The organism is Rosettibacter primus, assembly GCF_036860675.1.
GTDB classification, from domain to species: Bacteria; Bacteroidota; Ignavibacteria; order Ignavibacteriales; family Melioribacteraceae; genus Rosettibacter; species Rosettibacter primus.
In genome coordinates, this window is the sequence record NZ_JAYKGK010000001.1 from 566,930 (window position 1) to 582,300 (window position 15,371).

Genomic DNA, 15,371 nt, shown 5'->3' on the forward strand with positions numbered 1-15,371 from the left:
AATTGTGCTGATGATGTTAGCGAAATTTTTTATCTAGGTATACTTACTGATTTGCTGATAAAAATTTAACCGCAACAGTTTTTTATAATAACAGAAACAAGGATGACAACTAGAAGCAAGATTATTTATTAAAATAATTATTAAACAAAAAAACTCACTTAACTATGCAAACTTTGCTACACAACAATTACATAAAATCATCAGAGAAAACTCTGAATATATTGTTCAACCGGTTATTGTGCTTTTTCTGTTTTAGATAACTCTATGCAAGATATTTTTAGTATAGAAATAAGTAAAGCTAATAATGTTAAAAGAAGAAGAAATATTTAGAATAATACCATGACTAAATTTATTTTCTGAACTACTTAATAGCTCAACAATTATCACTAATAATCCAATAGTTCTATATTGGTTAGCAATACTGCCAGTTGCTGTGTACAATCTTATGAAATTTTATATCATGAAGTATTAAATATGTTCAGGTCATAATATAACAGCCCAAATATTATGAAGAAAAAAAGCCGTTCAGGCAATATAAAATATATCTTTAGAATACTTTTAATGATTACCTCCTTAAGTTGTATATGATGATGTTTTTAAGTCGACTTTCGAAATAGCTCTGTAGTTCTTGCATTAGTGACTCCTTTTTAGTAAAAATGAGTACCAATAATTATTACAAATTTATTTTGTATATTCAAATAATAACTAAATTTTATCAACCAATTAAGATTAACTCTAACGACTGGATTGAAGATGCAGTCAGCTTGTAGAAAGGGTTAAACACATTTAATCAGTTAACTCATCGATAATTTGCAGGATTGATTGTGGCTCTGCGGTACGCATTCCGAAACTAACCTTTTAGTTTCAGAGAATATTTTGTCCCAATCTTCCTTGAATTCATAAATAACTTGTGCTGCATATCTGCCAGAAAATTGTATTTGCATATTTTACCTCATATGTTATAATTGTGTTGTTTTTCACCTGTCCAACAGAACATTACCGACGAAATGGAAAAATAAACCCTAAATCTTATAATAAATTTATTTAATATAACAAAGTTAAATTCAATACCTTATTTTTTTTAACTTAAACCGAAAACTTGGCTCTGCCACAATGAAAACGCGGCTGGGTGGTAAGGCAGGTTAGAAAATACTTTATATTTTTTTAATTATAAAATTCTTTTCTTTGGTATATAAATAATGAAACTGATAAAGATATTAATAATGATGTTAAGGATCTTAAGATATTTATAAAGAATTCTCGTTCCATATTTTCAAGAGTTTGTGAAATGGGAGGTACGATGAATGACAATATATTTATGAGTAATGTGGAAGAGACGCCAGCATGACTGAATAAACCACTTACCACAAAAACATAAATTACATATAGAAGAGTTGCATTGCCAATAGAATTAGTTATAATAATTAAAGCACTTAAAAAAGTAAATGAAGAAAGAAATAAAAAAAGAAAAGGTATAAATAAAATAAATATATTTAGGAATTTTATCCCAGTAATTACCCAGAAGTATATCATTATAATTAAAACAAATAAAAGGGTTAATAATAAAAAGACAAAATAAAACGCTAATAAGATACCTAAAAGTAATTCAACCCTTGTAATAGAACGTGATAGATAAATATTTGCATAGTCGATTGTCGTTATATTATGAATATTATGGGCAAATGCAATCGGGAAAACAATAATAAAAATGACTAAAAAAATAAATGATAAGTATAATTTTAAAAAATCACTTTCAAAGTTGACTATTTCATTACCCCATACCGATAAGATATATCCATTTTCTAAATTTCTACTAGTAATGCCGGATAAAATGATAGATAATATTACCAAAAGAGAGAGTATAAACACTTTAAAATACATTGAATTAATTAATATGCATATTTGATTTACCATAATTTTATAAATATTAATCATTTTTCACCCTTATCTTTTTTCACCCTTATCTTTCAAATAATTAAAATAAATCGATTCCAAACTATCTTTCTTAGATATAATTTCTGTAACTGTAAATTTATTTTGAGCTAATGCTAACAGAAGTTCTGATAATTCGGTTTCATTAAGCGCAAATGCTTTTCCTTCATGACCATCATATTCAATAACGAACCTATTAATAATATTGCTTATAGTATTGTCATAATTCTGATTAATAAATTTCACTTGAAATCCATTGTATTCAAATTCTTCTTTTATACCCTCATAAATAATTTTACCTTTTTGAATAATCGCAAATTTATCGCAAAGTTTTTCTACTTCTGTAAGTATGTGTGAACATAAAAATACGGTTCCACCATTGCTTTTAAAATCTAAAATCATATTCATTATTGTTTTTCTTTCCATAGGATCAAGACCATCGGTAGGTTCATCCAGAATTAATATATCTGGATTAGTAAGTAAAGCGTAAGCAATACTTAATCTCTTTTTCATGCCTTTAGAAAAGTTGTTAATTGAATGTGTACTTTCCTTAAGATTGAGTTTATGTAATAAGTATAGTATATGTTCTTTGGGAGATATCAATTCAGAACCGCTGACTCTTACGAATTGCTTAAGGAACGAAAAAGCACTGAACTTAAATGGAAATTTAATTTCTTCAGGAACATATCCTAAATATTTTCTTGATGCTTTTGATGAAACTGAATAATTATGAATAAAAATATTTCCTTTAGTTGGGAAAATAAAATTCAACATCAACTTTATTAATGTTGTTTTTCCAGCCCCATTTGGTCCGATTAACGCAAAAATTTCTCCTTTTTTTATCTTTAATGAAACTAGATCTAAAGCATTTATGATAATGTTTTTCTTTTTAAAAATTTTACTTACTGATTCCACTCTTATAATGAATTCATTCTGCATCAGTGCTCGCTTACTCCATCCTTATTATTTAATTAATATTTTTGTGGGATTAAAAGGCAAAGTATAATAGCTATTAATTCTACCACCTTCATATATTAACAATATTGAATTAAAAATATTTGTTTCTTTTATCTTTTTAAAGTCAATGTATTTTATTTTGATATTTTGAGGTTGGTTTTTTATCCATCCGATACAACGTCTTTCACCAAAAATCTTATCAGGATGAGTTACTAAAACTAAAGTTCTACTTGCTAAGTTTTCATTTTCGGATAAAATATTAATAAAAGTATCTATTGTCATTACACAATTCATGCAATTTATGTCAGATAGATTTATAAGAAATAAATACTCAATTTCAGTAGAAATTATTTTCTCATCAGTTAATATACTATTTAATTTGTGAATCTTTACAAAGGAAAGCTCCGAAGTGTTTACTTCCTTAAATATCGAAAGTGATAAAATATTAATCATAATCAAATAAAAAACCAAAAATAAAATTATTTTTCGAGTGGTTACTTTGCTTAGAAGCAAAAAATTAACAGAGGATAAACATGAAAGTACTATGTTTAACTGAATGTGTAAAACCAAAGGCAATTCAATATTCCCTAAACAAGGACAATTATTTATAAAATTCCCTTGCTTCGATTCTATAATAATAATAACAATAAATACACAAAACAAACCAAAGCTAAACAACGATGTAATTTTTTTCTTGTAAAAAAACACTAAAGAAATTGCAATTAAAAATTCAATTATAATTATAATAAAAGCTATAAGAGTTGGATAGGGTAAAAAATTAAAAATAAACATATTCTGAATAGAAATATTGTAATTAGTCCAAGAATGGATTTTAAGTAATATCGAAAAAAATAGTGTAAACGCTATTATATATGAAGATATCTTTATAAAGACACTTTTATATTTATTATAATTTATTTCATGTGTTAACATCTTTGAGGGCCTATTATAAAAGATTAAAACAGTGAATAAAAATTTTGTTTTTATCTAAGCAAAAAATTTTATGTGAATTAAATATTTTTATTGATTTTGACTCGTAATCTAGTATAATCTCCTTGAGTTCATTGCCACTACTATCAAAAACTTTAATTAATCTATTTGGATATTTGCTGTTTTCTCCAAAAAGAACATATATATTACCTTTATTATCATAATCAATATCTTGTATTAGTTTTTCTTCAGGAAGTAGTATGTCCCCGCTCTTTATATGTTTTGAATAATTAGGTAGAAAATCAAAAGTCTTTTCCCAGCTTATAGCTCCATTGTCATAACACATTAGTTTGTTTTGATAGTTATATGCGAGAAATAATTTGTTACCTAAAATTGCTAAGTTAACTGATTTCCAAATTAGTTCTGTTAGTTCGTCTTTCTTTTCAAATTCTATTTTGTAAGGCATTTGTAATGGAATTTGAGCTTCTTCGATTTTTAAAGTCTTCATTGAAAATCTTCCTATTTTTAAGTTGCTAGAATTTGCTTCTGTACCCAAAATGATTACTTCATTATCATAAGAACCGATTTCGATTGGATGTAGTGGCAATATTATATCTTTAACATATTGATAATCTTTATCAAACAAGTGTGCTACCGGAATAAACTGCTCTGTAACTATAATATAATCGGTTGTATTACTACAAAATACTGGGCTCATAAATTCACTGGGACCTCTTCCTTTATTACCAATTGACTTTAACAGATTCCCTTCTAGATTAAATATGTGTAGTTTATAACCTCCTCTATCCAAGATTAGCAACGTTTTATTGTTATTATTTATATGAATAGAACTAACATTATAAAAAACAACTGCTGAATCATTCCCGATAGAAAATAAGTATTTAACATTTTTCCCAGTATACCTTTTATGTTCAATTGAATCATTTGATCTGGTATATATTTCATCTTTTTTGTAGTCAACGCAAGAATAGAAGAAAATTAAAATGAAAATTGCCATTAACTGGATTTTCATATAAGCCTCCTTGATTAAAATTAACACCAACAGCCGATTTTTGGATTTAATTGATTCACGATAATAAATATGATAATTTTGATTTTAACAAGTTATATATCCAATTGCACATCCAGTTTTACAGCCAACTCTCATTGGATACTCAAACCAGTCATACTGTTCTTCACACCAAGCATTTCAATTTCCAAGTGCAGTCAAACAATATGCAGGTTTGGCATAATTAACTGTTGCAAATAAACTAATAACTAGTATTAATACTATCTTTTTCATTTTACACCTCCTGTAAAAAACAATTGTATTTAATCGGCTGTTGGTTTTTAAATTTCATACCAATTAATTATACTGCAGGAATTAATTATTTAAGGAACAATATCTTGAATCGTAGTTGCAGGATATCATTCCAATTTTTTTAAATAAATTTTATTAATCAATAACTTACTCTGACACACATACTTTGTCAAGCTATTTAACTCGATGATGTTGGAAGAAATAATTAATCGTAATTAACCAAATTTTTGTAAAAGTAGTATATGCTTTTTGATTTTTCAAAAGTACCCTCAAATACTTGCTAAAAACTTATTGAATAATTTTTTTTTGTCAAGAAAAATTTTATCAAATTATTACCCGAGGATTCTGCACTTGAAATAAAAAAATAATTACTTAATAGAATACGCAAGAATTTGATGGGATTGTAAAAAAGTAAGATTTATTTAAAAAAATTGCACACAGAAAAACACTTATTTGTACATATTCGCAAAGATACTGTAATTATAAAAGTAATCTTAAGATATTACCACTTGATTCTTATAAAAAATCACAGAACTCTAATATTAATTAAGAATTCTTAAGCATCTTCCTCTATTACTAAAAGTAACAACACATCCTTAAAGATTAATTTTTCTTTAACACAAATTTTACAGCTATGGAAGAAATTGATTTTGCATAACAAATTATTTATGCTACTAAGTAATGATTAATAAATCAATTTTTATGTGAGTGTTACTGTAAGTTAAAACATGAAAAGATTTTTATAAATCGATTTATTTGTAAAATAAATTTTTAAGTGAGACTAATGTGGTTGATGAAGTTTGCGAAACTCTCTTAATCCAATTCCTTTTTCTCTCTTAAAATATCTTGAAATATGTTCTGCATCGGTAAAACTAAATAATGAAGTAATTTCACAAATTGGGAGGTCTGTTTCGATAAGAAGTTTGGAAATTAATTCTATTCTTTCATGTTGAATTTGATTATAAATTGTTCTATTGATAATCCTCTTAAATCTCCTCTCAAGTGTTCTTCTGCTCAAACATGTTGAGTTAACAACATCTTTCACCTTGATTTTATTTTTTGCATTAATTTTAATAAACTGAATTGCTTTTGCTACTTCACTATCATCAACTGCAAGTATATCAGTTGATTGTCTTTGAACGATATGAGTTGGAAATACTAAAATATATTCACTATAAGTCTTTTTATTTTCAATCATGTAATCCATTAACTTAGCAGCTTCAAAACCTGCCGCTTCGACATTTAATGCAATACTTGTAAGCGGCGGGTCACTTAATTCACAAACCATTGGGTCATTGTCTACTCCAACAACTGCAACATCATCAGGCACTTTGATATTTATCAACTTGCATACTTCAAGAATATGCTGTCCACGGTCATCATTACATGCAAATATTCCAACAGGTTTTGGTAATGATTGAATCCATTTGATTAAATGTTGTTGCTCAATTTTCGAGTAATTATTTTTTGTTTTTTTGGGTGGCGTGTAGTTATAAGTTTTGAAACCTGCATCGTTAATAAATTTATTAAAATAAAATTTGCGTCCGATTGACCAGTCATAATTATCAAAACCGCAGAATGCAAAATATTTAAATCCTTTTTCTATAAAATGCTCTGCTGCTATTTTTGCAATTGAGTAGGAATCAGTTTTTATCACTGGTAAATCTTTCGGATATTTCGAATCATGAATTGCAAGTATAGTAGGCTTTTTCAGTTTTAAAAGTTCTTTCGTAATTAAGGAATCCCTCATAATTATACCATCAGGATTCCAGTTTTTTAAATGTGGCACAGATGATTTTAAATCAATTGGTTCTTTATAAAATGACCAGGGACCATGTAATTTTGAATATCTTGTGATACCAATAATTAATTGTCTACCAAATGCTCTTGATGTTTCAAGAAGTAATAGAATTCTTTTCATCTTCGAACTGTCTCACATAATCAAGACCATTTTAATAATGTTTTTGTATCTATCAAAATTGATGTGAATAATTTCTAACATAAAAATAAATTTTTATTTTCTATCAAACCATACTTTCATCTTTCCAATTCCCCTATTTGACCATACATAATAAGGTATTAGTTTAATCTCAGATTCATCAATCTTTGTTTTTAATGAAATAAATTTTTCTCCTGAAATATTCATATCTTCTTTATAAAAAATTAAATTGCTGGGAATGTAAATTTCATCAATATTTTTATTATCAATTTCTTCGGCACAATATACAATCGGACCATATTCAAATGCCACTTTGTTGCTGTCGTCTTTAACTTTTTCATTTGCTATAACTTTCCGAACCATCATTGGTAAATTGAGTTCTATATTATCTCCCTTATGCCATTTTTTTGATATTTCGATATAACCTTTATTTAATTTAATATCTTCTTCTTTACCATTAATTTTCATTTTAATGCCATTAGAAAAAACATTCAAGTAAGAATATAAATCTCCAGGCAGAGGTTTGTTTAATGCCCAACCTGGCAAACGAATTTTCAGTGTAAAAGTTTGTTCTTCATCTGGATTAACAAAAATACTTATATTTTCATCCCAAGGATAATTTGTTTGCTGGTCTAAATTAATTTTTTTGCCATTAATTAATAATTGCACAGAGCTTGCGACAAATAAATTTATGTAAAGGCTATCATTATGCTTTGCATAAATTAATTCAGGAATTGAAGGGATAAATCGAATTAAATTTGTTGGACAACATGAACAATCAAACCATGGTTGTCTTGTACAAGAACCCATGTTAAATTCAAATTTACCATCTGACTCAAGAGGATTGGGATAGAAAAAATTTTTGCCGTCTAAAGATATACCTGCAATTAATCCGTTATAAAGAGTTCTTTCAATGATATCATAAAATTTTGATTCGCCTGTTAAAAGAAATAATCTATGATTCCAGTAAACACTTGCGATTGCAGCACATGTTTCGTTATAAGCTGTGAGATTAGGAAGTTCATAATCTTTACCAAAAGATTCTCCTTCATGTCTTGAACCCAGTCCGCCAGTGATATACATTTTTTTATTAATAATATTTTCCCAAATCTTTTTAACAGCATTTAGATAATCAGTATCATTATACATTACAGCAATGTCAGTCATTCCCGCATACATATATAAAGCTCTTACAGCGTGTCCCACTGCTTCTGTTTGTTTTGTAACAGGCAAATGGTCCTGACTATAATCACCATATAATTTATGTGTAGTAGAATCTCCTCTAATGTCAAGAAAAAATTTTGCAAGTTGAAGATACTTAGCATCACGAGTAATTTGATAAAGTTTAATTAGGCCGGTCTCAACAATTTGATGCCCAGGTGGTGTTCTTAATTTACCAGGCCCGAAATTATCAACTAACAGATTAGCATTTTTAATTGCAATATCTAAAAAATTTCGTTTACCAGTTGCCCAATAATGTGCTGCAGCAGCTTCAAATAAATGACCACTATTATATAATTCATGACTGCTGATTTCATTTTCCCATCTTGTTTTGGAAGGTTTTACCCACCAAGCAGGTGGCTTTTCACGATTAATTGTAAACCATGTTGTAATATATCCATCTTCTTCCTGACCAACTTTAATTATAGCAATTATAGAATCTAAATATGCATCTAAATCTTTGTCATACTTATTCATTAAAGAATACGAAGCACCTTCAATAATTTTATATAAATCTGTATCATCAAAAGGCATTTTACCCTTATATGTTCCTTTCTTTTTACCACCTGCAACTAAAAAGTTTTCTATGCGTCCTTCTTTATCACATTTGTCAAATGCATATTTTATAGTAGTATCTTGAATAACTCTAATTTTAGGCAACCAGAAATTATCATGAAGAACAATATTTTTAATATTAACAGGTAATATCGGATAGTGCAAATATTTTGAATAATCCTGAGAAAAAATTAATGATGTTGAAATAACAAATAATGATAATAATTTTTTCATTTCATATCTTGTCTCATTTATAGTTTTTAATTTCATTTGTAAAAGTCTTTTTACAGGATTTAAGAAGAACTGATTTGTAAGATAGCTTACATAAATTTTTCTAAGAACTATTTATACTGGGCACAAAAAATACGAGGATAAAAAAAAGAACAATTTGCGACTTTAAAAAGACTGTATTGGTTCAATCAAACTCTCATTTACGAAAATAGATATACAGATAATTAAACATATATTTAATACAACAAATAATAATAACTTCTAAAAATAGATTTCGAATTGACTTTTATTTTCGCTGCTATATGAAATCCAGCAAGAATTTATTTAATAATCAATGGATTTCTGTATACACAAAAATTAATACATTAAATTTTTCAGAAGTCTCAATTAATTATTTTTTATTTTTTCATTCTTACTTCATCACGAATATCGAGCAATTCTTTCATTACATTGAACAATGAGCCATTCCAATTTTTAGTACCAAAGGCATCGTGAAGTTGACGATATAATGCATAAAGTTTTTTATAAGTTTTATGATATTCTTCATTTGGGTAATAAGTTTTACTTAAACTGGTCATTGCTGCTTGAGCATCTTTTACAGAATCATATCCGCCATTTTGTTTTCCGGCAGCCACAGCAGCAAAAATTGCTGCGCCTAATGCAGGAGTTTGTTCGCTCTTAGAAATTTTCATTGGTCTTCCAATTACATCTGCATAAATCTGCATCATTAATGGATTTTTAACTGCAAGACCACCACAATTAACTACATCCTTAATTTTAACCCCATATTCTTCAATTCTATCAATTATAGTTAAAGCACCAAAGGCAGTAGCTTCAATTAATGCACGGTAAATTTCATGTGGTGTAGTATGTAGTGTTTGACCAATTAACAATCCTGATAAACGTACATCAACAAGAATCGTTCTATTCCCATTATTCCAATCAAGAGCTAATAAACCAGATTCACCGGGTAATAATTCCGAGGCAGCTTTTTCGAGATTAATAAATTTTTCTTCAACTGATGAACCATATTTTTCTGGAGTAAGATAATTTACGAACCACAACAAAATATCACCTACTGCAGATTGACCTGCTTCAATTCCATAATAACCATTCATAACAGAACCATCAACAATACCACACACACCTTCAATATCTTTAAGCGGTTTTTGATTATTCCATACCATGATATCGCAAGTACTTGTGCCGATTATTTTTACCATTGTTTCTTCAGTAATTCCAGCTCCAACTGCTCCCATATGAGCATCGAAAGCTCCAACTGCAACTGCAACATTTTCAGATAATCCTAATTTTTCAGCCCATTCTTTAGAAAGATTACCTGCTAAGTTTTCTGCACTGTATGTGTTTTCGTATAATCTATCACGCAGTTGTTCCAAGCCGGGAGAAAGTGATGTTAAAAATTCTTTATCAGGTAATCCGCCCCATTGCAAATTATACATTGCTTTATGACCAGCAGCACAAATACTTCTTTTAATTTCTGCAGGTTTCGTTTTACCAATTAAAACAGCAGGAATCCAATCACAAATTTCTACCCAGCTATATGTTTCATTGAATAATTCAGGGTCAACATTTTTGCAATGAAGAATTTTGCTCCAGAACCATTCCGAGGAATATTTACCACCAATCTTTGATAAATATTGAGGACGAATTTTTGATGCTAATTCTGTAATTTGTTCTGCTTCCTGAAAACTGGTATGGTCTTTCCACAACCAGACCATTGCATTTGGATTATCATTGTATTTTTCTTTGAAACACATTGGCAGTCCATTTTCATCAATTGGCATAGGACTACTGCCCGTTGTATCAATACCAATTCCTATAACATCATTATTATTAAAATCAGGTTCAATTTCTTTTGATTTCTTTAATGCTTCTTTAATTGTAGATTCAATGCCTAGTAAATAATCTGCTGGATTTTGTCTTGCAAGATTGGGGTTATCAGAATCAATGATAACCCCATCTTTTCCAGATGGATATGGAAATACATGACTTGCAATTTCTTTTCCATCAGAAACTCTAACTACTAAGGAACGGCATGAGTTTGTGCCGAAGTCAAGACCAATAACATATTTGCTCATATCAACCTCTCAAAAAATTAACCTGTAAAGTAGATATAAGCCATAAGTATGAAAATAATTACTAATGAAGAGAAAATAACATCCCATTTATTCCAGCTTGCTCTTGATTCTTTACGATGTTCTTCTGTAACTGTTTGATATGTTAATCCTGTTATTTTATCATACGATGGTTCTTCTGTAGCATAGCTTACTGCTACCATTACAATTAGACTTATCAAAAAGATCAATAAGCTGTAATATTGGAAATAAATATTATTGACAATCCAAAGGAATGAACCTTCGGAGTAATGAAATCCTTTAATTAATTTGACTGGAGTATCTACAGCGAGTCTAAAAATACCTAATGCAAAACCTGTATAAAGAGCAGCCAGACAACCCTTTGCATTTAATCTTTTATGAAATACTCCTGCAAAGAATACAACAAAAATTGGAGGAGCTAAATAAGCTTGAACACCTTGCAGATAATCATAAAGACCTTTACCACCACGAATAACAGGCAACCATAATAATCCAATTAAAACCATCACAGCAGTAGCAACTCTTCCAACCCATACCAATCTTTCCTGAGAAGCATTCGGATGAAGTCGAGAATAAAAGTCAATAGTAAATAAAGTTGAACTCGCATTAAAAGCTCCAGCAAGAGAACTCATTAATGCTGCTAGTAGACCTGCAACTACAATCCCTCTTATACCAATTGGTAAAACAGTAGCAACCATTAACGGGAATGCTTGCTGAGCGTTATCCCGAATAATATTTCCATTAGCATCGAGTAAAGTTTGTTGAATTGAAGGAATCTTTCCACTAACTGCAAGGCCATAGCAAATTATACCAGGGATAATAAATATAAATACAGGTAATAATTTAAAAAATGCAGCTGCAATAGTACCGCGGCGAGCTTGAGTTTCATTTGGTGCTGCTAATACTCTTTGAACAATATACTGGTCTGTAGTCCAGTACCACAAACCAATAATTGGAGCACAAAATAACATTCCAACCCAGGGATAATTATCATTAAAATACCATGCCATTTTACCTGCTTCTTTTACAGGTGCCCAGGTTCCTTCAACGCCATGTGGAACAAGCGGTTTCCATAGATTGAACATTTCTGGAGAAACAATTGCTCTAAGTTCACTCCAGCCACCAATTGCTTGCAGACCAAAAAATGTAACTAATGCAGAGCCAATAATTAAAATGATAGTTTGTAATGCTTCAGTATAAGCAACCGCACTCATTCCACCAAGAATTGTGTAAATTCCAGTTACAATAATTACAAGTATTGAACCTATCCAGAAACTATCCATTCCCATAAAATTTATATCTGGCAACAAGACAGCAAAAACAACTCCACCTGCAAAAACTCCAACTGCAATCTTAGTTAATATATATGCTACCAAAGAAATACCAGAAAGAACAATTCTTGCTTTGGGTGAAAATCTTTTTTCAAGAAATTCAGGCATAGTAAATACTTTTGACCTTAAATAAAAAGGAACCATAATCCATCCTAATATTAGCAAACACCAAGCATGCAATTCATAGTGAGCCATTGCAACTCCATCAGTAGCTCCTGAACCAGCCAATCCAACTAAATGTTCTGAACCGATATTAGAAGCAAAAATTGAAGCACCTACAATAAACCATCCTAAACTTCTTCCAGCTAAAAAATATCCATCAGAGGTTTTCTTTTGTCTTTTTATAACCCACCATGCAAGACCAAGAATTATCGCGAAATAACCGGCTATAACAAGCCAGTCAATTGTGCTGAGTACTCCCATATTTGACCTCTTTTATTTTGATGTGATTATTTAACTAAAAATCGATATATAGTTTTTTGTGTATATTTTTCACCAGGTTTTAAAACTACAGATGGAAAATTTGGATGATTCGGTGAATCAGGAAAATGTTGTGTTTCAAGACATAATCCTGTTCTAAAATCATAAGTTACACCCTTTTTCCCTTTAATTGAACTATTAAGAAAATTACCAGAATAAAATTGAATTCCAGGTTGGTCTGTTAATACTTCCATAGCTCTGCCGCTTATTGGTTCAAATAATTCTGCAACCTTTCTTACTTTGCCATTAAAATTATTTAATACCCAGTTATGGTCATATCCTTTTCCAAAAATTAACTGTTGATGTTGTTGATTAATTCTTTCACCAATTTTATGAAAAGTTTTAAAATCAAATGGAGTACCTTCTACTTTCATTAATTCACCAGTTGGAATTAACTGGTCATTGACAGGAGTTAGATAATCAGCGTCTATAAACAATTCATGATTTAGAATTGTATTTTCAAATGAGCCGCTCAAATTAAAATATGAATGATGTGTTGGATTTACAATAGTCGGTTTATCAGTTGTTGCAGTGTAATCTATAATGATTTCATTATTGTCATTAAGAGTATAAATAACTTCTATTGTTAAATTACCCGGATATCCCTGTTCACCATCTTTACTATGATATGTAAGCTTTAAAGATTGCGAGCTATCAGTTGTTATAGGTTCAGCTTCCCATAAAACTTTATTAAAACCTGTTGTCCCTCCGTGCAAATGATTTACACCATCATTAATTGTTAACTGATATTCAACATCATCTAATTTAAATTTCCCTTTATTAATTCTATTTCCAAATCTACCTACAATACATCCGAAGTAAGATTTTCCATTAATATAATCTTCAAGATTATCATAACCCATTACAATATCGTCGAACTTATTGTTCTTATCAGGTGCAGTTAATGATACAATCGTAGCTCCATAATTAATAATTTTTGCTTCCATTCCATTCTTGTTTGTAAGAGTGTAAACAAAAACTTGTTCACCGGTTGGAAGTGTACCAAACAATTTTTTGTCAATCATTTTTTCCCTCGTGTTACTTGTTTGACATGAATATAAAAAAGTCACAATTAATACCGTGCTGATAATTTTCTTAATCATTTTATTAATTCCCTTTTAATTAATTAAATGATATAAATGATATATTAGATAAGAATCATAAAGAAACCAAATTGCGACTTTTAATAACCAATTTACGAAATTATTTGTAAACATTAACAATAAATTTCAAAAGTAGTCAATAGAATATTATGACAAAAATAATTTAGTCATTTAACACTAAGCAATTTTTTTTATTGATGTAATAAATTACAAATTAATGATTAAAAACTTTTGAGACTAAATTTTACTTGGGAGTAAATTTAAGTAGAAATAACTAACATGATTTTAAAAATAAGAACTATTAAATGCATTACTTTGCAAATTCATTTTTTAGGTTTAGGATAACCTCTTTCTATTGGGAGAGAAAAATTTCTTGACCATTCATTCCATGAGCCTAAGTAATTTTTTACATTTTTAATTCCAGCGAGCTTCATAGCAATAAACATATTTGAAGTTCTTGCCCCTTTGAAACAATAAATATAAACTGTACTTTCTTCAATAATTCCTGACTTTAAAAAAATTTCTTTCAATTCATCTGGTTCTTTGAAATAAGCAACATAATTTTTATGATACATCGTCTGATACCATTCAATCCATTTAGCTCCTGGAATTCTGCCTTTCCTTGGAGCAAAATCAGGACCATATGGCGAAGAACTTGTGCCTACCCATTCTGCATGGTCACGGCAATCTAATTTTATTATATCTGGATTTGTCAATGATTCTAACATTTCTTCCTGAGTAACGATAATAGAATTATCAATACTTATATTGAAAATTTTTTCTTCAACATTAGGAATTTGTCGTGTAACAGGAAGATTTTTTGCAATCCATGCTTGATATCCGCCATGTAATACTTTTACATTTTTATGTCCAAGATGTTTTAACAAAAAATAACCTCTGCAAGATCTTCCATATCCATTATCCATTGCATCTTCATAAACAATTACTCTTTCACTTCCATCAATACCAGCTTTACCAAAAAGTTCGGTGAATTTCTTTCTCATTGCATCATATCCACCATTCTCTTTTGTGGATAGATAAGTAAATATTTCATAAATATTAATTGCACCTGGTATGTGGTCGACGAGATAATCTTCAGGTTCTCTTGTATCAATTATTACTAAATCTTTACTACCTAATATTTCAAATAATTCTTCAACTTCGATTAAATATTGTTTTTTTATTTCAGATTCCAATTTAATCTCTCAATTAATAAGGGAGTAGATTTTTTATAAAATTATCGGAAGTTTAATT

At 29.2% G+C, this 15,371-nt stretch carries 10 protein-coding genes and 1 pseudogene; 1 reads left to right on the forward strand and 10 read right to left on the reverse strand.

All coding sequences use genetic code 11. The features are described from left to right. The first annotated feature begins 1,399 nt into the window (after nt 1–1,399). Nucleotides 1,400–1,579, forward strand: coding sequence for a hypothetical protein (locus tag VJY32_RS02385; protein WP_353676275.1), 180 nt, complete (start codon nt 1,400–1,402; stop codon nt 1,577–1,579). Nucleotides 1,580–1,944: 365 nt separating this feature from the next. Here VJY32_RS02385 and VJY32_RS02390 read toward each other — a convergent pair whose 3' ends face one another. The 10 genes and pseudogenes from VJY32_RS02390 to VJY32_RS02435 form a co-directional block, all read right to left on the reverse strand. Next, nucleotides 1,945–2,871, reverse strand: coding sequence for an ABC transporter ATP-binding protein (locus VJY32_RS02390; protein WP_353676276.1), 927 nt, complete (start codon nt 2,869–2,871; stop codon nt 1,945–1,947). A 24-nt stretch (nt 2,872–2,895) separates the two neighbouring features. Next, complete coding sequence (locus VJY32_RS02395) at nt 2,896–3,171, reverse strand: hypothetical protein (protein WP_353676416.1); 276 nt, start codon at nt 3,169–3,171, stop codon at nt 2,896–2,898. 249 nt (nt 3,172–3,420) lie between these two features. Beyond that, nucleotides 3,421–3,822 (reverse strand): annotated as a pseudogene (locus VJY32_RS02400) (MauE/DoxX family redox-associated membrane protein); the annotation flags it as partial. A gap of 13 nt (nt 3,823–3,835) precedes the next feature. Further along, nucleotides 3,836–4,852, reverse strand: coding sequence for a 6-bladed beta-propeller (locus tag VJY32_RS02405; RefSeq protein WP_353676277.1), 1,017 nt, complete (start codon nt 4,850–4,852; stop codon nt 3,836–3,838). Nucleotides 4,853–5,921: 1,069 nt separating this feature from the next. Next, nucleotides 5,922–7,061: a XylR family transcriptional regulator gene (locus tag VJY32_RS02410; RefSeq protein WP_353676278.1), complete on the reverse strand. Its 1,140-nt coding sequence runs from the start codon at nt 7,059–7,061 to the stop codon at nt 5,922–5,924. Between the two features lie 93 nt (nt 7,062–7,154). Continuing rightward, entirely contained in the window at nt 7,155–9,089 is a 1,935-nt protein-coding gene (locus VJY32_RS02415; RefSeq protein WP_353676279.1) for a glycoside hydrolase family 127 protein, read from the reverse strand. A gap of 395 nt (nt 9,090–9,484) precedes the next feature. Beyond that, nucleotides 9,485–11,185 carry a ribulokinase gene (locus VJY32_RS02420; protein ID WP_353676280.1) on the reverse strand — a complete coding sequence of 567 codons (1,701 nt, stop codon included), beginning with the start codon at nt 11,183–11,185 and terminating at the stop codon, nt 9,485–9,487. A 17-nt stretch (nt 11,186–11,202) separates the two neighbouring features. Next, entirely contained in the window at nt 11,203–12,957 is a 1,755-nt protein-coding gene (locus VJY32_RS02425; protein ID WP_353676281.1) for a sodium:solute symporter, read from the reverse strand. 26 nt (nt 12,958–12,983) lie between these two features. Further along, on the reverse strand, nt 12,984–14,039 hold the full coding sequence (locus tag VJY32_RS02430; protein WP_353676282.1) for an aldose epimerase family protein: 1,056 nt from the start codon (nt 14,037–14,039) through the stop codon (nt 12,984–12,986). A 401-nt stretch (nt 14,040–14,440) separates the two neighbouring features. Next, nucleotides 14,441–15,313: a sulfurtransferase gene (locus VJY32_RS02435; RefSeq protein ID WP_353676283.1), complete on the reverse strand. Its 873-nt coding sequence runs from the start codon at nt 15,311–15,313 to the stop codon at nt 14,441–14,443. Between the last annotated feature and the right edge of the window lie 58 nt (nt 15,314–15,371).

Coding starts and splice junctions, on each gene's coding strand:
- VJY32_RS02420 (WP_353676280.1), bottom strand. CDS start 11,185: ATGAGCAAATATGTTATTGGTCTTGACTTCGGCACAAACTCATGCCGT.
- VJY32_RS02430 (WP_353676282.1), bottom strand. CDS start 14,039: ATGATTGACAAAAAATTGTTTGGTACACTTCCAACCGGTGAACAAGTT.
- VJY32_RS02395 (WP_353676416.1), bottom strand. CDS start 3,171: ATGACAATAGATACTTTTATTAATATTTTATCCGAAAATGAAAACTTA.
- VJY32_RS02415 (WP_353676279.1), bottom strand. CDS start 9,089: ATGAAAAAATTATTATCATTATTTGTTATTTCAACATCATTAATTTTT.
- VJY32_RS02405 (WP_353676277.1), bottom strand. CDS start 4,852: ATGAAAATCCAGTTAATGGCAATTTTCATTTTAATTTTCTTCTATTCT.
- VJY32_RS02425 (WP_353676281.1), bottom strand. CDS start 12,957: ATGGGAGTACTCAGCACAATTGACTGGCTTGTTATAGCCGGTTATTTC.
- VJY32_RS02390 (WP_353676276.1), bottom strand. CDS start 2,871: ATGCAGAATGAATTCATTATAAGAGTGGAATCAGTAAGTAAAATTTTT.
- VJY32_RS02410 (WP_353676278.1), bottom strand. CDS start 7,061: ATGAAAAGAATTCTATTACTTCTTGAAACATCAAGAGCATTTGGTAGA.